Genomic DNA, 20,029 nt, shown 5'->3' on the forward strand with positions numbered 1-20,029 from the left:
TGAGCCTGCAGACCCTACAGCGTGCTTTGAATTGTCTGAGGCAGCCGTATTGGCTCGGCGCCGGTGAAAGCCAGATCCGAGACCTCACCCGTTGACGAATAGCCGGAAACAAGCTCCGCCAATGTCGCACGTGCAGCGATCATATCGTTCCGGTCCAACACCGCGTTGAGCGCGTTGAGCCTTCGCGACAGCTCCGGCCAGGACAAGAAATCCTCGCGCGCCTTCATAATCCGAGGATGTTCGGTTGTTTCAGGATTATCCCCGATCAACAGCTCTTCAAAGAGCTTCTCGCCGGGCCGAAGACCGGTAACGGACAGCTCGATATCGCCTTCGGGATTGTCTTCGTCGCGGACGGCCAGCCCGGAAAGCTCCACCATCTTGCGGGCGAGATCTGCGATGCGAACCGGCTCTCCCATGTCTAGCAGGAAGACATCTCCGCCCTCCGCCATCGCGCCGGCCTGTATGACGAGTTGAGAAGCCTCGGAAATGGTCATGAAATAGCGGGTTATATCAGGATGTGTCAGCGTCACCGGGCCGCCGTCCTTGATCTGCTGCCGGAAAAGCGGCACGACGGATCCGGAGGAGCCGAGGACGTTTCCGAAACGGACCATGGAGAAATTCGTTCGCATTCTGTCGGTCGCCGATTCCGCCGCAAGCGCCTGCAGAACCATCTCCGCCAGCCTCTTGCTGGCGCCCATCACATTTGTCGGACGCACGGCTTTGTCTGTGCTGATCAGCACGAAATTCGAGACGCCGCATTTATTCGCCGCACGTGCCGCGACCAGCGTACCCATGACATTGTTCTTGATGCCTTCCACGGCATTGTGTTCGACAAGGGGAACATGCTTGTAAGCGGCTGCATGATAGAGCGTCTGAGGTCGCCAGCTCTGCATAACATGTTCCATGCGATCCTGATCGCGGACAGAACACAGAATCGGAACGATCTGCATATTTTCATGCTTGTACAGTTCGGCCAGCTTCTGCAATTCGGCATGGATATTATAAAGCGCAAACTCGTTCTGATCGATGAGGATGAGGCTGGAAGGCCCGGTGCGCAAAATCTGACGACATAGCTCGCCGCCGATCGAGCCGCCAGCACCGGTGACCATCACCACCTTGTTGCGCATCGACTTGTCGAGTAGCTCCTGGCGCGGCGCGACCGCTTCTCTTCCCAGCAGATCTTCGATCTCCAGCTCTCGGATGTCGGAGACGGCGATGCGTCCCTGAGCCAGGGCAGTGAGATCCGGCAACGTGCGAACATTGACCCTGGCTTTACGGATGTGCTCCAGGATTTCGTTGCGACGCTGCCGCGATGCGGAGGGAAGAGCAAGAAGCACGTTGTGCACGCCGAGAGATTCGGCAAGCACCGGAAGATCCGAGGGGTCGTAGATCGGCAAACCACCCATGACGCCGCCCTTGAGACGCGGATCATCATCCAGATAGCCGACGACATTGAGTTCGGCACTGTTGATCAAGGCACCGGCCAGTTGCCGCCCGGCCGTCCCTGCCCCATAGATCAGCACCTTGGCGAGCATATTCTTGTGAAGGATGCGCTGGTAGGCATCCCCGAGCCAGTAGCGGATACTCAACCTCGACAGCCCGATCGCAATCAACAGAAGGAAGGGCTGGAGGATGCCGACGGTTCTCGGAACACCGGGGACGCTGAGTGCTGTAAATATCGTCATGAAGGCGACGCCGTAGATCGCAATCGCCTTCAGAACAGTAATGAAAGCAGCCATATTGGCATAACGGAAGATCGCCCGATACATGCCCATGACGATGAAGATGGGAAGTGCCATACACAGCGAAACGAAGACCGGCAACCACTGGACGCCGGTCAGCACCGTCCATTCGTTCAGGCGGAAGCAATAGGCCAGCCAGATCGTCAGAACACAAAAGCTGGAATCCAGCAGCAAGGCCAGAGCGCGTTTGGCAACCCGCGGCATCGCCAGCAGAGGGGCGACGAGCGCTTGCATCGGCATTAAGAACCATCCTGAGCGCGGCGTCTCAGTGGGGGTATTTTCGGGCATTGCTTACCAGCGTCTCGCGGATCAATCAGACAACCACCTTCTTGTCATTTTCTGCAACGAGCGCAACTGAAATAATCGGAAAGTAAGGTCTCCCGCACCGCTTATCTATCAGAAGTAGGTAGCTTAATGCCTTATTCCCTTGCGGCGGATTACCTTCTCGGCCGTCATAAACAGGATGCTTATGTCGAAGCCGAACGAGCGGCGTTCGAGATATTCGACATCGAATTTTACCTTCTCCGGAATCGGCAATTCGTCCCGGCCATTGATCTGCGCCCATCCCGTCAGTCCGGGCAGGAGCTTGTCGACACCATGGGCCGTCCGCAACTCTATCAGATCATATTGATTGTAGAGTGCCGGCCGCGGGCCGACGAAACTCATCTTCCCCTCGAGAATGCACCAGAGCTGCGGCAGTTCGTCGAGGCTGGATTTGCGCAGAAACGAACCGATCGGTGTCAGAAAGCGATCCGGATTTTCGAGCAGATGCGTGGCAACCGTCGGTGTGTCGACGCGCATGCTGCGAAATTTCGGCATCAGGAAGATCTGATTGAAACGGCCGACACGTTTTGACCAATAGAGGATCGGTCCCGGCGAGGTAAGGCGAACACAAAGAGCGACGACAAGGATTGGAACGAGCAGGATCGCCGCCGCAATCAAAGCCAAGAAAAAATCCACCGCCCGTTTCAAACCCATGCTCCGCAGTTCTTCCGCCTCACCGACCGACCATCCGCCATTCGCGCTATCGCGTTGCCGTATCGTCAAAAAGCGTTTCGCGTCAACTGCTGGGATGTGGTGTTTTTTCATGGATCGGCTTGGTCGATCATCCCCTGCGGCGGCTCTTCCGTCTCTCAAAATTTTCTCGGCCCTAACCCTCTGATCCGAAAGCCGGAAGCTGCCAACCAGAAACTATTTCAGCCTTTATTTCCGTTACACTCTGTTAACCATAATCGTTCGTGTCAGCAGACCGTGAAGCGGGCAGCCGGCGTCACAACGCCGATGGCTTAGTGTCGCTGCTGCCTTCACAAAGCCTGCTTGCGTTTAGAAGCCCCCACCCGAACACCGGGTCTTTCCCTGGCTTCCCAATGTCATCGGTAAATTGCCTTATCTTTGCCTCCAGACTTTCATGCGACATATCAGGATCGCCAGCGATCAGCACCGAGACCGCCGCCGTGACGAAGGGCGCAGCGAAGGATGTGCCGGTTTTTTGTCGGGCGCCGGAGATGGACGCCGCAGTCCAGACCCCCACGCCAGGAGCGGCAATGTCAATATAATCGCCACGCACGGCACGGCGATAAGGGTTGCGCCCCTTGTCAACTGCCGTCACGGCAATCACGTCGTCATAGGCCGCAGGGTAAACAGGCTTTGCGTTCGGGCCATCATTGCCGGCGGCGGCCACCAGGATCATCCCGCTTTCAGTCGCCGCTTTCACGGATTTTTCGAGCACCGCGTTCGCCGGGCCGGTCAAGCTCAGGTTGACGACCTTGACGTCACGCTGAACGAGCATATCCAGCGCCCGCACGAGGTCGTAAATGTTGGCGATATCCGCAGATTTTCCGGAGCGCTGAAAGGCATCGACGGCGATGAGTTCCGCCCCAGGCAGGAGGCCGGGGACGCGGCTGTCCGATGCACCGATCAAGAGGGCAGCAACGGCAGTACCATGCTGCGCGCCCGATTTTGTCGCCTCCCCTTCACTGAGGCGAATGACCTCCAACCGCGTATTCGTCAGGGTCACATGATCGATATTGATCGCCGTGTCGATGAGACCGATGCGGGGCGGCTTGGCGCATCGGGTGATCTCACTGGTCGGCCACCCGACGATCTCGCGGACGAGTGCGCACCCCTCCCCCGAGCAGCCTGCCTTGTTCTCCGATTGCGGCTGGTAGAAATGGTTGAGATCGACCACGGCCGTCGCACTGCGGGCCACGACGGCAGCGCGCGCCGAATCGAGCGTCATGCCCGCCGGCACGATGAGCCTCACCATTTCGCTGCCGATGAGCGAAACCTGGATGCGATCATCAACGGCAAAGCCCTCCTGGGTCAATCCGGCAATCGCGTCTTCTTCAAGACCAATCGCGATGAGCTCGTTATGCGCCTGTTCCGGCGTTGGGGCTGGGCGGCGCATGGGTGTACGACGCTCGCGGGATGGCCAGCGAAAGAGCGAGCGCAGATCATGGAAGCCGCCTCCGCCCCGATGGTATGCGGGACTGTCACGGTCTCCACCGCGGCCGTTATCGTCGCCACCACCGCCGCCGTCATCGTCATCTCCATCATCGTCATCGGCAAGCGCAGCGGGCATGGTGAACCCAGCGTCACCCAACGGCAGGGGCAGAACAGTAAGTACCCCGCCGATAGTTGCAGCAGCGAGGAGTCGCAATGACTTAATCTTGACTGTAAGCAGCATGGTCGGTCTCCTGCGGCAGTTTCCGATTGGATTCTCAGATCGAGAAGCCACTTTCGATCAAACTATCCCGAGAATACGTTTGACTCGACAGCTTATTCCCTCGCGTGCGAAAAAGCGGAATGACCAACGACACGCAGACAGTACCCGAACGGCTGGTTGCCTTCCTGCCGAACCTCAGGCGTTTTGCGATCTCGCTGTGCCGTTCCTGGGAATTGGCAGACGACCTTGTGCAGATGGCCTGTGAGCGCGCTATCCTCGCAGCCGACAGCTTTGTACCCGGCAGCCGGTTCGATGCCTGGATGTTCCGCATTCTGCGCAATTTGTGGATCGACCACCTGCGCCGCCAGAAAACGGCTGGCCCCCAAGGCGATCTGGAGGATGCGCGCGATGTGTCGATTCCGTCCGGCGAGGCTGCATCGCTTGCGCGCATGGATCTGCTCGAAGTGACCGCCGCCCTCCAAAAGCTGCCGGCCGAACAGCGTGAAGTGCTGGTGCTTGTCTGCGTTGAGGAGTTCAGTTACCGCGATGCCGCCGAGGTTCTCGCTATCCCGATCGGCACGGTGATGAGCAGGCTTGCCCGCGCACGGAAAAATCTGATGGAGCTGACGGGAATAAGTTTTGGCGAGAGACGTTCGCCCGATACGAAAGGCGGCGTTTTATGAGCAAGAAAGATTTTGACGATGAAACATTGATGGCATTTGCCGATGGCGAACTGGACGAGACGCAAAGCCACGCCCTGGAAGAGGCACTTGCTAGCAACGAGGCGCTCTGCGAACGCCTCGCTGTCTTCCTCGACAGCCGCCAGTTGGTGGGTGACGCGCTGAAACCGCTGATCGACGAGCCGGTGCCTGAGGCGTTGCTTGCTTCGGTCCGCAGGATGGCGGATGAGGCACGGAGCCAGCCGCCGCAGGATAACGTCGTTTCCTTCCGTCCAAAACAACAGCAGCAGACGATGCGGCGCCGGCTCGTGCCGGTGGCGGCAAGTCTTGTGGCGATCGTGACCGGCGTTGTCGGTTTTGCGCTGGGCCGCATAAACCCGTCTGCATCGAATTCCGGCGCAGAGATCGCCGCTGTCCTCGACCGCGAGGTGTCTGGTCGGGACGTGACGCTGTCTTCCCCGGAAACGGTGCTGCATGTCGTCGCCTCATTCCGCGACGAACGCGGCGAACTCTGCCGCGAATATGAGCTGAAGCAGCCGAAAAGCAGCACGCTCACCGTCGCTTGCCGGCAGAACGGCGCCTGGGCGACGCGGCTCGCACTAACATCTGCGAAAGCCGACGGATACGTACCTGCCTCGTCACAGGAGACGATCGACGCCTATCTGGCCTCGATCCAGGCTGGGGCGCCACTTTCGCCTGAGGAGGAACGAAAGGTTCTGGCCCCCGAATGAATATTTGCCATCATCAGGAATAAGTCTTTCCGGGCGCCGTTCTTCCCGCATCGATTGATGGGAGAACAGCGATGACAATGGCTTTTTTGAATAAACCGCAGCCCCGATTGACATTTCTCTGCCGCAAGGAGGACGAGGGGGTTATCCCCGCTCCCGTGCGCGCCAAGACGGCGCTGCCCGACTGGTTCCGCAGGCTGCCTGCCGTCGATGAGGCACATGTCTCATCCAACAACAGCGGCTTGACCGTGAAGCGTTGCATGCCCTTCCTCGACGCGATGGCGACGGGCTGGGTGATCGGGCTGGCGGCAAGCGTGCGCATGGAAATCTCCGACGATGGCAAAACGGTCGATTGCGGTTGGGATTTCGACCGCACGCTCGTCAGCAACCATGCCAGCCATCAGGTCGCTGGCAATCCGCGCGAGCCGCTACCGCCGTGCAAGTTCCACAATTATTGGACCATCCGCACGCCGCCCGGCTGGAGCTGCCTGTTCGTGCCGCCGCTCAATCGACCGAATGGCGTCTTCGAAGTCGTTGCCGGGGTCGTGGATACCGACACCTACCAATCGGAAATCCACTTCCCGTTCTTCGCCACCGGTGAGGACGGCCTGCATATGCTGGAGCGCGGCACACCGATTGTCCAGGTCATTCCATTCCGCCGCGACGCATCCGACCTCGACGCCGACATCCGCACCGAAAACCCGGAGGAAGGCACCATTCGCAAGACGATCCTGCGCAAGACACTCGCATCGGACGGCTGGTACCGCCGCTTCGCCCGCGCGCAGCGATAGTTTTTTGAGACGGATTTTCCCGCTTCGCCGTCGCTGCCCATCGCAGCGGCGGTGCTTCCGCGTGTGTTGCAGATTCAAATTATCCTATTGAAAATATTTCGGTTTTTCGAGGAATAAACATCGCTCACCGCCGTTTCTCCCTCGCAGCCAAGGAGGCTGTCACTCAAAGGAGAAACGTCATGAAGAAGTTCATCGCAATCCTGAGCGCGTTCCTGGTGGTCGGTGCCGCGGCACCCGCGCCCGCCCTCGCCGATGACCCGGTCACACGGCTTTTGCAGAAGATGACGCAAAGCAACAAGGCGAGCCACGCCCGCTATAACCGCGACCGGGACGACGATCGGCGCAGCAGCTGGAGCTCGAACCGCAATTCCAACAGTTCGTCGAACTCCTCCCGGAATTCCAACTCGAATTCCAATTCGAATTCGAGCTCAAACAGCAGCTCCAATTCGTCGAGCAACTCCAACTCGAACAGTTCATCGAACTCTTCGAGCAATTCGAACTCTTCCTCCAATTCCTCGTCAAATTCGTCCTCCGACGACGATTGAGGCTCAGTCTGAAACCCGAAAGGAGGGCGATCGTGGCCCTATATGCAATCGCCCCTCTGGACCCCCACGCCAACCGGCGTGGGGAACCCTCTATGGCAGCCGAGCGCACCGTGCCGCTTGCCCGCGTCAAGCAGATCGTCGCGGCGATCGTGCTCGCCTTCAGCGCCATGCTGATCTTCCTGGCGATCGACGACCTCACCCTGAAGATGCGGCTGACACTCGCCGTCTTCGTCGCAACGATCACCGCCTGGACCATCCTCGACCTGCCGGACACGCCCGTGGCGCTCGCCGCCGCCGCTCTTCTGCCGGTCGTCGGCTCGATTGACGAGGATGTGCTTTACCGCTCGCTCGGTAATGATATCGTTTGGCTGATGCTGGCGGCCTTCGTTGTGGCCGGCGTGCTGCGTCAGGTCGGCGTAATCGAACAAATTATCCGTCGGCTGCTCGCCCGGTTCGCCACCGTACAAGGCTTGTTCTGGGCGCTGACGTTCTTGATCTTCGCCACCGCCTTCATCATCCCCTCGACCTCGGCGCGCGCCGCCATGCTGGCACCGGTCTATCTTGGTCTCGCAGCCGCAATCGGCAATACACGGGTCAACCGGGCGCTCGCGCTGCTCTTTCCCTCAGTCATCCTGCTCTCCGCCGGCGCTTCGCTGATCGGCGCTGGTGCCCACCTCGTCGCGGCCGGGATGATGGAGCGCCTGCAGGAGCAAGGGCCCGATTTCCTGGGCTGGATCGCGCTTGCCGGACCCTTTTCGCTGCTGTGCTCGCTGCTCGCCTGCGCCGTGCTGCTGCATCTTTTTCTTACCCGCGAGGAGCGGGCGATAGCGATCGCCGAGCGCAACGCCGACGAGGCCCCGACCCCTTTGACACGCCAGCAATGGACCGTGCTCGCCGTGACCGGCGCGATGATCCTGCTCTTCGCAGCGCAGCCCATGCACGGCATCGGCATGCCGCTCATCGGCATCGCCGCTGCCCTGCTGTTGGCGAACCAAAAGGTCTCCGGCTTACCGCTGAAGGCGGCGCTCAAGAGCGTGGAGTGGAACCTCCTGCTCTTCCTCGCCGGCACGCTCGTCATCGGCGAGGCGCTGTTGGAGACCGGCACCGCGAAAGTGCTGGCCGAGCGGATGGTCGACCTTGCCGGAAACAGCATCGCGGCATCGCCCGCACTCCTGGTCTTTTTCGCTGCCGTGGTCGCGACGCTTTCCCACCTCGTCATCACCTCGCGCACGGCGCGGGCGACCGTTCTCATACCTGCGCTTGCCCTGCCGGTCGCAGCCCTCGGTGTTGACCCGCTGAATCTCGTCATGGTCGTTACGTTGGCGAGCGGCTTTTGCCAAACGCTGATGGTCTCCGCCAAACCGGTAGCGCTATTCGGCGCGATGGATCCGCCCCCCTTCGGACAGGCCGACCTGTTCCGGCTCGCCAGTTGGCTGATCGTGCCCTTCGTGGTGCTGCTGGTCGTCTTCGCCACACTCGTCTGGCCGCTGCAGGGCCTGCCGCTGTACTGAACAGTACAGATAGACAAAAGGGAAAGACGGCAGCGTGCGGTCTTTTTTATTTAGTCGGCTTTTATATTCATACTGCAGGAATATCCTCGGGGCTGTCCCGTTCCTCCCCTGTCACATCGTTGTCATAGTAGAAAGGAACATCCCATGTCGTTCACGGTTCTCGTCGCGCCCTCCGGTTTCAAGGAAAGTCTGTCGGCAGATCAGGCCGCGGATTGCATCGAAAGCGGCGTTCTGCGCGCCTTTCCCGGCCTTACCATCATCAAAGCGCCAATGGTCGATGGCGGCGAGGGTTTCACCAAGGCGCTCGTCAAGGCGACCGACGGTACGCTTCACCAGATGACGGTGACCGGCCCGGTCAACGACCCAGTCGAGGCGCATTTCGGGTTTCTCGGCGGTAGCGACGAGCCGACCGCCGTCATCGAGATGGCCGCAGCCGCCGGGCTCAGCCTCGTGCCGCGCGACCAGCGCAATCCCTGCGTGACGACGAGCTATGGCGTTGGCGAACTGGTGCGTGCCGCGCTCGACCGAGGTGCACGCCGCATCCTTCTCGGCTGTGGCGATAGCGGCATCAACGATGGCGGCGCCGGCATGGCCGAAGCGCTCGGCATCCGTCTCCAGGACCAGGAAGGCAATCGCCTGCCTCGCGGCGGCGCAGCTCTTTCCCGCCTCGCCGCCATTGATATGAGCGGCCGCGATCCTCGTCTTGAAGGCGTACGCATCGATGCTGCCGTCAACTGGCATAATGTCCTCCTCGGTGAACGCGGTGTTGCGCGCATTTTCGGGCCGCAGAAGGGCGCAACGCCGATGCAGGTGGAGCTGCTTGCTGCCGCCATGGAGACGTATGCCACGGCGATTCGGTGCACGACCGGCATCGATGTCGGTATGGCGCCCGGGTCCGGCGCTTCCGGCGGACTTGGTGCCGCGATACTCGGCCTCCTCGGCGGCAGATTGCATCCGCGATACGACATCGTCATGCAGTATCTGGAGCTCGACCGGTTTATCGCACGGGCTGATTTGGTCATCACGGCGGAAGGCAGCCTTGACGGGCAAACCCCATATGGAAAGGTGCCTGCCGAAGTGGCTGCACGGGCAAAAATTGCCGGAGTGCCCGTCATCGCACTCGCCGGCACCATCGGCAAAGGCGTACGCCTTAATTTCGAGCATGGCATTGATGCCTTTGCGTCGATCCTGAGCAGGCCCTGCTCGCTGGAAGACGCCATCTTCAGCGCCCCAAAACTACTCTCCCGAGCGGCAGAGGATGCAGTCCGCATGGTCATGGTGGGCATGAAGCTTCGGGCACGATGGCGCCAGGTTGCGTGACCTTGAGCAAGGGTAAAGGGGACAAAGTTAGCTTCTGCAAGCACCAATTCATCCCGTCTTCGCTCTCATCGGCGAATTGCTGCGGGCAAGGGCCATCAGCATCGGTCCGATGGCGAATTCCCCTTTCTCCGCGCGTCGTGTCAGGTCGCGCAGGTAACCGCCGGCGGAATTGATGTGCCCTGCCCTTTCGAGAACGCAGGCCATGACGGTGGCCGCATTTTCAGGTCCCATGATGTCGCAGGCCTGCTCATAGGCCGATGGGCTGACGCCGAGCATCGAGCGAACGACCACAGCCGCGGCCATCAGCTCGCGCCATGTGCCGACCGAGCCCTGCGGTCCATAGGCTGCGATTTCCGGGCAGGCCTGCAGCACCAGCCCCAGTGGGAAGGATTTGAGCGCGGCGTTGGGAGCGGGGGCAGAACTTGTGGCCGGCACACGCCCGTTCTTCTCTTCATCTTTCTGTATTCCGACTGTCGGTTCGGCCCGACCCGCCGATCGATCGTCCGCCGTTGCGCCCTGCTTCGTTTCGGAAGCTGGTTCAAGTTCAGTAATGGATTGTGGATTTGAATTCTGTATGTGCCGCTCATAATGTTGGGCATTGCCGCTATGATTTTGAGTTTTAACCTGCATTTCCAACTGATTGGTGATTTCTTCGCGCAGCAGCTCCAATTCGTCGAGTGCGGCTGCGACCTGTTCGGCGGAAGGCGACCGTGGCAGCCGCTCGACGACATCGCGAAAATGCAGATGAACCCGGCTCCAATCGCCGGCGGCGCCCTCCTCCAATGCCATCTCGATGAGCTTGGCGACATCGCGCCGGCAAAGCGTCAGGCGTTCTCTGAGCCGCTGCAGGTGCAACCGTTCCGCAACCACCTCCGCCGCCAACCGCTCGATTTCCTCAGCACGCACCAGCAGCGGCGCCAGCGAAAAACCGAATGCGTCGCGGATCTCCCCACCCTGCTCCTTGCGGGCGTAGCGCTTGCCGTTCGGGCTGTCCTTGCGGATCAGCAGCCCGGCCTCGATCAGGCTCGCCAGGTGGCGACGGATCGTCTGCTCCGCCATCCCATGCGCGCGCAGCGAGAGCTGAGCATTGGAAGGGAACACCACGAGCCCGTTTTCCTCAGAGAGCTCTCCCTTGGGATAAAAGCTCAGCAAGGCGTTCAGGATAGCGAGGGCCCGGTCGGTGATGCCGAGCAGCGGCTTGGCCTCGCACAGGGCACGATAGAGTTTCCACTTGTCGATAGATTGGCCGGGCTCGATTTCTCGAGCAGCCGCCTGGCTTGCTAACATGCCAAGCGTCATCGGCCGCCGCCCGAAGGGCGTCGTCACACTTCCGCTTTCCATTTTCTTCGCCTTCTTCAAGGCAAAAGATCGCGGCTCACCAAATTCGGTGCCAAAGACTCTTGACTATGATTCGCGGAAATGTGATTCTCTGGGTGTCTAGATCAGAGAGGGCTTCCGCGACGGCAACGTTCGGGGGCCTTTTCTTTTGCTTATTGATCTCCGTTCTTGGTCAAATCCTGTGTCTTCTCGAACGCCTCGTAGAGACGATCCAGATTGCTGGCGATGTAGGCTCCAAAGGCAGACGCCTTCTCCGCCTTCAACGCGATGGTGAACTGTTTCCCGTCATCCTTGATCTTCGCCTTGACCGCGCCGTCCTTGCGCTGCCAGGCGTGAGCGGCGGGCTGAAGCGCCGCTATGGATGAGGCCTGTTGTTGCCTCCTGCTGATGAAGGCAACCAGCATATCGAAGCGGGCATCCGGCTCCGCCGTCTCGAATTCCGCCGATCTGGTGAACTCGATCGCTCGTGCGGCGATGTTTTCGGCCTCGAATTTCACGGACAGATCGTGCCAACGATCACGGCCAGTGGTCTTGGCCGCACCGATCGCGGTCAGGACTTCGGCTGGGATCCGCTTGGTGACGGACAGCATCTTGGAAACCGTCGTCTTGTCGGCGCTGAGCGCGGACATGATCGTTTCCCTGTCGAAGCCCAACGTGTCGAGTTTGTCGGCGAACATCGTCCTCTCGATGAAGGAGAGATCGGCGCGTGCCGAATTCTCCTGGCCCTGCGCAATGACATGGTCGCGATCGTCGAGTTTCTTGACCACGGCGCGGACAGGTCGGCCGAGTTCCTTGGCGGCCCGGGCGCGACGGTGGCCGAAGGCGATCTGATATCGGCCGTCCTTCTCAGGATGCGGGCGGACGAGGATCGGCGAATCCTGACCACGTAACCGGATCGCCTCGACCAATTCGCGAAACTGTTCGTCGGTATGCGCCAGCCGGTCCGTCACGAAGGAATCTTCGATCAGGGCAGGGTCGAGATCAATCACCGTCTCACCGGTCGCCAGCTTTTCCTCGATCGCTTTGGCGGCATCGGCCTTGGCAGCCAGCGCATCGATACTGCGTGTCACGGCACCGAGAGCGCCGATCCCCTTATAGGTGAGCTGCTGCTTCTCGTCCCTGTGGAGCGGTTCGTCCTCATTGTTTACCGCAGTAAACTTCTTGGAATCGTCCATCAGGCCCGAAAGGAGATTCTTACGCGCCATCAGCCAGCTCCTCGTCCCAGTTTACCGCAGTAAACTTCTCGGTCATTTCCGCCCCCAAGCCTTGTGGATGAGATCGGCGATCTCGGTGTTGACGGCATCCATCGCCTCCATGGCGCGGTCATAGGTCGCGCGGGTAAACTGGTTCCGCTCGACTTCGTAAAGCGTCTGATTGGTCATCGCCGCATCGGAGATCGCGACGCTGCGCAACATCGGATTGGTAAGCACATGGTTCTTGAACATCGAACGCATGAAGGCGACCATTTGCGTCTGCGGCCCGTCCTGCGGATCGTAGCGAGTGACGAGATAACGCAACCAGTCGAGGTTCATGTTGCCGCCGGCACCTTTCAGTGTGTTCAGCACCTCGCCGAGCATCTGCAGGAATTGGCACATCGACATGACGTCGAGCATCTGAGGATGAACGGTGATCAGAACTGCCGTTGCGCCGCAAATGGCGCTCATGGTCAAGAAGCCGAGCTGGGGAGGGCAGTCGATGATGACGACATCGTAATCGTCGGCGACTGAGGACAGCGCCTCGTCCAGCCGCGCGAAGAAGACGCGTCCATAGTCGCCCGCCTTGCCCTGAGCAAGGACGCGTGGCGTATCGTGCTCGAATTCCATCAGTTCGAGATTGCCCGGCACCAGATGAAGGTTCGGGAAATTCGTCGGACGGATGATCTCTCTCAGCGGACGCCGCTGATCGTCATAACGAATGGCGGCGTAGAGCGTCTCATTTTCGTCGACGTCGAACTCCGGCTGAAAACCGTGGATGGCGGAGAGAGAGGCCTGCGGATCGAGGTCGACGGCAAGGACACGGTGACCCGTCAGGGCAAGATGCTGGGCAAGGTGTGCTGCACTCGTCGTCTTGCCGCTGCCACCCTTGAAGTTGACGACGGCAACGACCTGCAGATGTTCGTTGTCGCGGCGATGGCGCATATAATGCGTTCCGGCGCGGGCGTTGTGCTCCAGGAAGCTGCGCATCTCTTCCATTTGCTCCGCCGTATAGGATCGACGGCCCGACGGCGTGACCTGGGGAAGGGCGCCTTTGCCTTCCAGCGATAGGTTGCGAAGATAGCCGCTGGTGACACCGAGGAAACGCGCCGCCTCGGCAAGCTGAAATTCCCTCAGACCCTTCAATGCACGCGGCGGAAACATCTCGAGCCGATGCTGCTTCAGCTTATCGGACAGTTCCTGCGCCTGACCAATAATCAGCTGATCGACATCAGAAATTGCTTTTTCTATCTGCGGTGCCATATTCATGGAAATCTCGAAAATGCGATTTAAAAGCCCCAGGCGCTGGGAAACCGCATTTAGCGCCGATTCTGGAGGGGTGGCAAGGCAAATAGGGTTAACAAGACCCTACCGCGAGGTTGTCCAATCTTTTTCAAAGGCTTGAATGGCGCCCGGTGCCGCTGTCCAGCGTGGCTATCGCGCATTCACTGGCCGAATCGCAAGAGTAAGACTGCACAACCGGCATCATAGCCGATTCGATACGTCAGAATCGAGATATCGAGCGTGCACAGCTTTTTGAAGTACGTCCGCAATGGGCAAACACCTGTACAGTCAGTGGCCGTTCAGTGCCGCGTGGCAGAGAACCGTCCTGATATCTGCCTGGGGGAGGGGACACGGCGCTTCTGTCGAGATCCTGCAGCAGAGCGCCCAGCGCAAGATCCAGGCGATAGGCGGAGAATTCAGCGCCCAGCTCGGCGCCGTCGCTCAGATAGCGATCCGGCAAATGCCAAATCGCAAGCAGACCCTTTCGGGAAATGCCACTGATTGTCCGGTCGGCCCGCCAGGCGCAACGCTGCGATACCCGCCTATTCTCCGCGCGGAAGGGTGATATCCGCTACGGAAGCTCCCGATGTCAGACCGCGGCTTTCCGCCTGCGCCATCGCCTTCACCAGCGCGATGACCGTTTCGCGGACATTGCTGTCGGCGATCTTTAGAAAGGCGCGATTGAGCACCAATCCCTCTTTCGTTCGCAGGAATTCGACGACCGGATCGGTATTTGCGGATAGATCCAGCCCTTGCAGCGTCAACGGCTCGGAACTCTCCTGTTCGAAGAAGAAGCTCGGCGACGTGTGTAGCACCTCGGCGATCCGCTGCAGCCGGCTCGCGCCGATGCGGTTGATGCCCTTCTCGTATTTCTGAACCTGCTGAAAGGTCACGCCGATCTGCTCGGCAAGCCGTTCCTGGCTCATCCCGAGCAACTGCCGGCGCATTCTGATGCGCGCTCCGACGTAGCTGTCTATTGCATTCGCTGTCTTGACATTCATCGCGTGTGTTCAGCCTCGATCGCATTTTCAATCGGCGCAGCTGTAGTATCCCCCGCACCGGTTTTCCATGGTTGTTTTCATATAGCATAGTGGATATGCGACGATCGCGACTGACTGTGATATGAAAGCCCCCCGTTCAGAAAGACGTGAAAGCACGCAGAAATCACTCGGCGGAAACGCAAATCGGACAAAAGCCGTACCAATACGGATAAAACTGGGCTGTAATTGCGTCCCTGCTTACGCTAAATGCAGTTCAGCGACCGTCGCACGAGAGTCTTCCCAGCCCCGATCGCCCGAAAATCCATCGAACAAAAGCGACGTCGCACGGCACCGGCCGTGCCTTGCAGGAGAAGTATTGATGGCAACCGTTGCCGAGAGCGCGCCCCGTTTCGAAAAAACAACGATGTCTATCCTGATGGCGGTCAGCTTCTGCCACATGCTGAACGACATCATGCAGTCGCTGCTCGCCTCACTCTATCCGCTGTTCAAGGCGAACTACGATCTCGATTTCGTGCAGATCGGTCTCCTCACCATGACTTTCCAGGTCACGGCTTCGCTGCTGCAGCCGCTGGTCGGCATCGTCACCGACCGCTGGCCGATGCCCTATTCGCTGCCGGTCGGCATGGCGAGCACCTTTTGCGGCCTCATTCTGCTCGGCAATGCCGGCAGTTTCGCCCTGCTGCTGGTTGCCGCAAGCCTGATCGGCTTCGGCTCGGCGGTCTTCCACCCCGAATCTTCGCGCGTTGCCCGTCTTGCCTCCGGCGGTCGCCACGGTTTCGCGCAATCCTTCTTCCAGGTCGGCGGCAATGCCGGCCAGGCGATCGGTCCGCTGCTTGCCGCCTTCATCGTGCTGCCGCTCGGTCAGCACAGCGTCTCCTGGTTCGCCGCCATCGCCATGGTCGGCATGGTCGTGCTGAGCTGGGTCGGCAACTGGTACATCAGCCACAGGCGTCAGAATGCCAGTAAGCCGGCAATAAGCCGGACCCTGCCGCTGCCGCAGAACCGGGTCATCTGGGCGCTGCTGATTCTGGTGCTGCTGACGGCAACGAAGAATGTCTACATGGCCAGCGTGTCGAGCTACTTCACCTTCTATGTCATCGACAAGTTCGAGCTCAGCGTGCAGCAGGCACAGCTGATGCTCTTCCTGTTCCTCGGCTCGGTCGCTGTCGGCACCTTCCTCGGCGGCCCGATCGGTGACCGCTTCGGTGCCCGTTTCGTCATCTGGTTCTCGATCCTCGGCGTCATTCCCTTCGCGCTCTTGCTTCCCTATGCGAACCTCTTCTGGACGGGTATGCTCAGCGTCGTCATCGGCCTTATCTTCGCTTCAGCCTTCTCGGCAATCGTCGTCTTCGCGCAGGAACTGGTGCCTGGGCGCGTCGGGCTGATTGCCGGGGTCTTCTTTGGCTTTGCATTCGGGGCAGGGGGGCTTGGTGCAGCACTGCTCGGGAGCTTCGCCGATACCCATGGCATCGATTTCGTCTACCGCATCTGCTCCTATCTGCCGCTGCTCGGTCTCCTGACGGTCTTCCTGCCGCGTATTCCCAAGCAGAAACCAGTCTGAGGCGACATCGCTTATCGACAATCGATCGAGCCGGAATGTCACCGACACTTCGGCTCGATGCATCATTCAGTTTCGCACGTCGCCATCGCCCACAGGCCCGAACGTATTTTTCTCCTCCTATGGGGAAGAGGGATCACCATTCCTTTAATCCACTATTTTTATAGATAATATTCGTCCAATAATGACCTCGGTCTCGGCACGATATTGGAAGGAAATGGCATGTCTGCTCACAAACTGGTCGGCCTTGCGGGTAGCTTCAACCGCCCCTCGAAGACCTTTGCGCTTGTCGAAAACATTGCCGGTCTGGCCGCCGAGAAATATGGCTTCGACAACACCATCTACGATTTGACTGATGTCGGCCCCTCGCTCGGCCAGGCGCTGCGCCGTGACGATCTCGACAGTCGCGCCCGGGAAGTTATCGACGACATCGTCAATGCCGATGTGCTGGTCATCGGAGCGCCGACTTACAAGGGCAGTTATCCCGGCCTCTTCAAGCATCTGATCGACCTGATCGACCCGCATGAGCTGCGCGCCAAGCCAATCATCATCACTGCGACCGGCGGCGGTGACCGCCATGCGCTGATGGTCGAGCACCAGCTCCGCCCGCTCTTCGGTTTTTTCATGTCTCACACGCTGCCGACAGCGGTTTACGCGTCCGACCGCGACTTCACGGATTACCGTGTGTCGTCCGATCCGCTTTCCAAGCGGATCGGGGAGGTCATCAGCGAACTCGCGGCCTTCTTTCCCAGCCGGAATCAGGCACTTATCGCTGCCGAATGAAGAGCGTCGGGAAGCTTGAAACGGCGCCACGGAGGCGCCGTTTTCATTTTGCAACATGCTCACGAGCCGCAATTAATCCACAAAATTGATGGAAATTTATCCTGCCGATATCGGTGGTTGGGCAAGAGTTTTTCCGGCCCTTCCTCCACATCAGACATTCGTGCTTCGCTCGCGATCCGCCCATTTGCCATGATCAGCCTGCTCGGGGCGTTCGGCCTCATTCAGTCAGACGGGATATACAATGACCAAGAACAAAAATCTTCACGGCTTCCACCTTTCGCGCCGGGCGGCTCTTGCCGCCGTCGCCGTTTCAGCGGCCGCAGTCTTTTCCTTTGCAGCACCCCACCCTTCCTTTGCCGAGGACAAGTCGATCAAGGTCGGCATCATGAGCGGCGAGGATGAAGATGTGTGGCGTGTAGTCACAAGCGAGGCGGGCAAGAAGGGTCTCAAGATCGAGACCGTCATCTTCAACGACTACACCCAGCCGAATGAAGCGCTGGAGCGCGGCGAAATCGATGCCAACGCCTTCCAGCATCAGCCCTATCTCGACAACCAGATCCAGCAGCACGGCTATCACATCGTTCGCGTCGGATATACCGGGGTCTGGCCGATCGGCCTTTACACCAAGAAATACAAGTCCGTTGCAGAGATCCCGGAAGGTGCCGTCATCGGCGTGCCGAACGATCCCTCGAACGAAGGCCGTGCGCTGCGCGTTCTCCAAAACGAAGGCCTGATCAAACTGAAGGACGGCACCGGTATTCTCGCGACCGTCGCCGATGTCACCGACAATCCGAAGAAGATCGAGATCAAGGAGCTCGACGCCGGTATCGTCGGCCGTTCGATCGATGATCTGGATGCCGGTATCGTCAACACCGACTGGGCGTTGAAAAGCGGTCTTTCGCCGGCCGAACGCATCGCCCAGGAGCCGATCGACGACAATCCGTACCGCAACTTCATCGCCGTCAAGGACGATAACAAGGATGCCGACTGGGTCAAGACGCTTGTGTCTTCTTATCAGAACGACACCGTGAAGGCCGAGTTCGACAAGGTCTATAAGGGAACGGGTCTCAGCGCCTATTGATCCGAGGCAGGGCTGGGGTTAAGGCCTGCCGAGAGGCGGTCCGGGCGTTCTTGCCCGGGCCGCCTTCAGTATTTGTAAGGAAAAACACATGAATTCCTTTGTTTCCACCACGGCGATCGAGGCAGAGCCGCAAGCGGCGGCCGAAGAGGTTGTGAGGCTGACCGACGTGAAGCGGCGGTTCGGAGCCACTGCAGCCCTCGACGGTGTTTCGCTGACGGTGAAGAGAGGCGAGATCCTCGGCATCATCGGTCGCAGCGGCGCCGGCAAATCGACGCTGATCCGCTGCCTGAACGGCCTGGAGCGCGCCGATAGCGGCGAGATCCTGATCGAAGGCCGTAACATCACCGGCCTTTCCGAACAGGAACTGCAGCCGCTGCGCCGCCGCATCGGCATGATCTTCCAGCATTTCAATCTGCTTTCCGCCAAAACCGTCGAAGAAAACGTCGCGCTGCCGCTGAAGATCGAGGGTCTTGCAAAAAGCGAGCGCCTGAGACGGGTGCATGAGCTGCTCGAACTCGTCGGCCTTGCAGACAAGGCCAAGGCTTATCCCTCATCGCTATCCGGCGGCCAGAAACAACGCGTCGGCATCGCCCGGGCGCTGGCGGCACGCCCGGCACTGCTGTTGTCCGACGAGGCGACATCGGCGCTCGATCCGGAAACGACCCGGTCGATCCTGGCATTGTTGAAGGACATCAACCGTAAGCTCGGACTGACCATTCTGCTCATCACCCACGAGATGGAAGTGGTACGCGGCATTGCCGATCGTGTCGCGGTCATCGATGCCGGGCGGATCGTCGAGGAAGGGCAGGTCTGGTCGGTCTTCGCCAATCCGCAGGCTGAGATCACCGGGAGCCTGCTTGGCGGCATCCGCCCGCAGCTTCCTGAGCATATCGCCGGCCGGCTGTCGGCGACGGCGGGCAGCGAAGCGATCCTCAGCGTCGATCTCGCCGGGCCGCAGGCGCAGGGCGCGCTGTTTGCCGAACTCTCGGCAGCATTGCCGCATTCCTTCCGTCTCGTCCATGGCGGCATCGACCATATCCAGAACCAGCCGGTGGCGCGGTTCTTCATCGCCGTTCCCGCGCGCGACCCCGCGCTTGCCGGAAAGGTCGAACAATTCCTGACGGCCCGGTCCGCCCGGGTGGAGGTGCTTGGTTATGACACCGATCATGCTTGAACTGCTTATTCGCTCCCTTTGGGAGACAGTCCTGATGACCCTCGCCTCGGGATTGATCTCGCTCGTCGCCGGCCTGCCACTCGGCCTTGCTCTGGTTGCGACAGCGCGGGGCGGCATCGCCGAAAACCTCTGGATCAATCGCGTGCTCGGCGCAGTCATCAACGGCTTTCGCTCAGTGCCTTTCATCATCCTGCTGGTGGCGCTGATCCCGCTGACGCGGCTGATCGTCGGCACCGCGCTCGGCACCTGGGCGGCCATCGTGCCGCTCGCCATCGCTGCAACGCCCTACTACGCCCGTATCGCCGAAGTATCGCTGCGCGAGGTCGACCGCGGGCTGATCGACGCCGTGCGCGCCATGGGCGGCAATCGCTGGACGATCATCCGCGAGGTACTGGTGCCTGAAGCGCTGCCGGGCATCGTCGCCGGTTTCACCGTCACGCTGGTGACGCTGATCGGCGCCTCGGCCATGGCGGGCGCGATCGGCGCCGGCGGCCTCGGCGATCTCGCCATCCGCTACGGCTATCAGCGTTTCGAAACCAGTGTGATGATCGCGGTGGTGGCCGTCCTCATCGTGCTCGTCTGCGGCATCCAGTGGCTTGGCGACCGGCTGGTCGCCAAGCTGGACCACCGATAGG

At 60.0% G+C, this 20,029-nt stretch carries 18 protein-coding genes; 11 read left to right on the forward strand and 7 right to left on the reverse strand.

All coding sequences use genetic code 11. The features are described 5' to 3' along the window. Positions 1-14: 14 nt before the first annotated feature. The 3 genes from B5P46_RS00400 to B5P46_RS00410 all read right to left on the reverse strand — a co-directional run bounded on the left by B5P46_RS00400 (position 15) and on the right by B5P46_RS00410 (position 4,428). A complete protein-coding gene (locus tag B5P46_RS00400; RefSeq protein ID WP_129416949.1) occupies positions 15-2,030 on the reverse strand; it encodes a polysaccharide biosynthesis protein in 2,016 nt (671 codons plus the stop codon). Between the two features lie 123 nt (positions 2,031-2,153). Beyond that, entirely contained in the window at positions 2,154-2,720 is a 567-nt protein-coding gene (locus B5P46_RS00405; protein ID WP_129416950.1) for a sugar transferase, read from the reverse strand. Between the two features lie 292 nt (positions 2,721-3,012). Further along, positions 3,013-4,428 carry a S8 family serine peptidase gene (locus B5P46_RS00410; RefSeq protein ID WP_245456078.1) on the reverse strand — a complete coding sequence of 472 codons (1,416 nt, stop codon included), beginning with the start codon at positions 4,426-4,428 and terminating at the stop codon, positions 3,013-3,015. 119 nt (positions 4,429-4,547) lie between these two features. Here B5P46_RS00410 and B5P46_RS00420 point away from each other — a divergent pair, with 119 nt between their 5' ends. From B5P46_RS00420 to B5P46_RS00445, 6 genes are all read left to right on the forward strand, one after another. Continuing rightward, entirely contained in the window at positions 4,548-5,090 is a 543-nt protein-coding gene (locus B5P46_RS00420; protein WP_129416953.1) for an RNA polymerase sigma factor, read from the forward strand. After that, on the forward strand, positions 5,087-5,818 hold the full coding sequence (locus B5P46_RS00425; protein ID WP_129416954.1) for a hypothetical protein: 732 nt from the start codon (positions 5,087-5,089) through the stop codon (positions 5,816-5,818). Before B5P46_RS00420 ends, B5P46_RS00425 begins: the two co-directional genes overlap by 4 nt. A 71-nt stretch (positions 5,819-5,889) precedes the next feature. Beyond that, complete coding sequence (locus B5P46_RS00430) at positions 5,890-6,606, forward strand: DUF6065 family protein (protein ID WP_129416955.1); 717 nt, start codon at positions 5,890-5,892, stop codon at positions 6,604-6,606. Positions 6,607-6,785: 179 nt separating this feature from the next. After that, entirely contained in the window at positions 6,786-7,151 is a 366-nt protein-coding gene (locus B5P46_RS34195) for a hypothetical protein (protein WP_164986416.1), read from the forward strand. A gap of 92 nt (positions 7,152-7,243) precedes the next feature. Continuing rightward, positions 7,244-8,662 carry an SLC13 family permease gene (locus B5P46_RS00440; protein WP_129416957.1) on the forward strand — a complete coding sequence of 473 codons (1,419 nt, stop codon included), beginning with the start codon at positions 7,244-7,246 and terminating at the stop codon, positions 8,660-8,662. Between the two features lie 144 nt (positions 8,663-8,806). After that, positions 8,807-9,982: a glycerate kinase family protein gene (locus B5P46_RS00445; protein WP_129416958.1), complete on the forward strand. Its 1,176-nt coding sequence runs from the start codon at positions 8,807-8,809 to the stop codon at positions 9,980-9,982. Positions 9,983-10,030: 48 nt separating this feature from the next. On the opposite strand, the gene repC is transcribed toward B5P46_RS00445, so the two are convergent. The 4 genes from repC to B5P46_RS00470 form a co-directional block, all read right to left on the reverse strand. Beyond that, on the reverse strand, positions 10,031-11,323 hold the full coding sequence (gene repC / locus B5P46_RS00450; protein WP_129416959.1) for a plasmid replication protein RepC: 1,293 nt from the start codon (positions 11,321-11,323) through the stop codon (positions 10,031-10,033). A gap of 149 nt (positions 11,324-11,472) precedes the next feature. Next, entirely contained in the window at positions 11,473-12,525 is a 1,053-nt protein-coding gene (repB, locus tag B5P46_RS00455; RefSeq protein WP_129416960.1) for a plasmid partitioning protein RepB, read from the reverse strand. Positions 12,526-12,567: 42 nt separating this feature from the next. Further along, positions 12,568-13,782, reverse strand: a complete 1,215-nt coding sequence (gene repA / locus B5P46_RS00460; RefSeq protein ID WP_129416961.1) for a plasmid partitioning protein RepA — start codon at positions 13,780-13,782, stop codon at positions 12,568-12,570. Positions 13,783-14,339: 557 nt separating this feature from the next. After that, positions 14,340-14,798, reverse strand: coding sequence for a helix-turn-helix domain-containing protein (locus B5P46_RS00470; protein WP_129416963.1), 459 nt, complete (start codon positions 14,796-14,798; stop codon positions 14,340-14,342). 358 nt (positions 14,799-15,156) lie between these two features. On the opposite strand from B5P46_RS00470, the gene B5P46_RS00475 reads away from it, so the two are divergent. From B5P46_RS00475 to B5P46_RS00495, 5 genes are all read left to right on the forward strand, one after another. Further along, positions 15,157-16,359, forward strand: coding sequence for an MFS transporter (locus B5P46_RS00475; RefSeq protein ID WP_129416964.1), 1,203 nt, complete (start codon positions 15,157-15,159; stop codon positions 16,357-16,359). 219 nt (positions 16,360-16,578) lie between these two features. Next, complete coding sequence (gene msuE / locus B5P46_RS00480) at positions 16,579-17,139, forward strand: FMN reductase (protein WP_129416965.1); 561 nt, start codon at positions 16,579-16,581, stop codon at positions 17,137-17,139. A gap of 241 nt (positions 17,140-17,380) precedes the next feature. Next, the gene (locus B5P46_RS00485; RefSeq protein ID WP_129416966.1) at positions 17,381-18,220 is read left to right on the forward strand and encodes a MetQ/NlpA family lipoprotein; all 840 of its coding nucleotides are present in this window, start codon (positions 17,381-17,383) and stop codon (positions 18,218-18,220) included. 88 nt (positions 18,221-18,308) lie between these two features. After that, complete coding sequence (locus B5P46_RS00490) at positions 18,309-19,394, forward strand: methionine ABC transporter ATP-binding protein (RefSeq protein WP_129416967.1); 1,086 nt, start codon at positions 18,309-18,311, stop codon at positions 19,392-19,394. Continuing rightward, positions 19,375-20,028 (forward strand): methionine ABC transporter permease, encoded by a 654-nt coding sequence (locus B5P46_RS00495; RefSeq protein ID WP_129416968.1) that lies wholly within the window; start codon positions 19,375-19,377, stop codon positions 20,026-20,028. Before B5P46_RS00490 ends, B5P46_RS00495 begins: the two co-directional genes overlap by 20 nt. Position 20,029 lies beyond the last annotated feature (1 nt).

This window comes from Rhizobium leguminosarum (assembly GCF_004123835.1).
In the GTDB taxonomy this organism is placed as follows: domain Bacteria; phylum Pseudomonadota; class Alphaproteobacteria; order Rhizobiales; family Rhizobiaceae; genus Rhizobium; species Rhizobium leguminosarum_M.

Excerpts from the sequence above, each read along its gene's own strand:
- B5P46_RS00400 (WP_129416949.1), bottom strand. The coding sequence starts at position 2,030 with ATGCCCGAAAATACCCCCACTGAGACGCCGCGCTCAGGATGGTTCTTA.
- B5P46_RS00405 (WP_129416950.1), bottom strand. The coding sequence starts at position 2,720 with ATGGGTTTGAAACGGGCGGTGGATTTTTTCTTGGCTTTGATTGCGGCG.
- B5P46_RS00410 (WP_245456078.1), bottom strand. The coding sequence starts at position 4,428 with ATGCTGCTTACAGTCAAGATTAAGTCATTGCGACTCCTCGCTGCTGCA.
- B5P46_RS00420 (WP_129416953.1), top strand. The coding sequence starts at position 4,548 with ATGACCAACGACACGCAGACAGTACCCGAACGGCTGGTTGCCTTCCTG.
- B5P46_RS00425 (WP_129416954.1), top strand. The coding sequence starts at position 5,087 with ATGAGCAAGAAAGATTTTGACGATGAAACATTGATGGCATTTGCCGAT.
- B5P46_RS00430 (WP_129416955.1), top strand. The coding sequence starts at position 5,890 with ATGACAATGGCTTTTTTGAATAAACCGCAGCCCCGATTGACATTTCTC.
- B5P46_RS34195 (WP_164986416.1), top strand. The coding sequence starts at position 6,786 with ATGAAGAAGTTCATCGCAATCCTGAGCGCGTTCCTGGTGGTCGGTGCC.
- B5P46_RS00440 (WP_129416957.1), top strand. The coding sequence starts at position 7,244 with ATGGCAGCCGAGCGCACCGTGCCGCTTGCCCGCGTCAAGCAGATCGTC.
- B5P46_RS00445 (WP_129416958.1), top strand. The coding sequence starts at position 8,807 with ATGTCGTTCACGGTTCTCGTCGCGCCCTCCGGTTTCAAGGAAAGTCTG.
- repC (WP_129416959.1), bottom strand. The coding sequence starts at position 11,323 with ATGGAAAGCGGAAGTGTGACGACGCCCTTCGGGCGGCGGCCGATGACG.
- repB (WP_129416960.1), bottom strand. The coding sequence starts at position 12,525 with ATGGCGCGTAAGAATCTCCTTTCGGGCCTGATGGACGATTCCAAGAAG.
- repA (WP_129416961.1), bottom strand. The coding sequence starts at position 13,782 with ATGAATATGGCACCGCAGATAGAAAAAGCAATTTCTGATGTCGATCAG.
- B5P46_RS00470 (WP_129416963.1), bottom strand. The coding sequence starts at position 14,798 with ATGAATGTCAAGACAGCGAATGCAATAGACAGCTACGTCGGAGCGCGC.
- B5P46_RS00475 (WP_129416964.1), top strand. The coding sequence starts at position 15,157 with ATGGCAACCGTTGCCGAGAGCGCGCCCCGTTTCGAAAAAACAACGATG.
- msuE (WP_129416965.1), top strand. The coding sequence starts at position 16,579 with ATGTCTGCTCACAAACTGGTCGGCCTTGCGGGTAGCTTCAACCGCCCC.
- B5P46_RS00485 (WP_129416966.1), top strand. The coding sequence starts at position 17,381 with ATGACCAAGAACAAAAATCTTCACGGCTTCCACCTTTCGCGCCGGGCG.
- B5P46_RS00490 (WP_129416967.1), top strand. The coding sequence starts at position 18,309 with ATGAATTCCTTTGTTTCCACCACGGCGATCGAGGCAGAGCCGCAAGCG.
- B5P46_RS00495 (WP_129416968.1), top strand. The coding sequence starts at position 19,375 with ATGACACCGATCATGCTTGAACTGCTTATTCGCTCCCTTTGGGAGACA.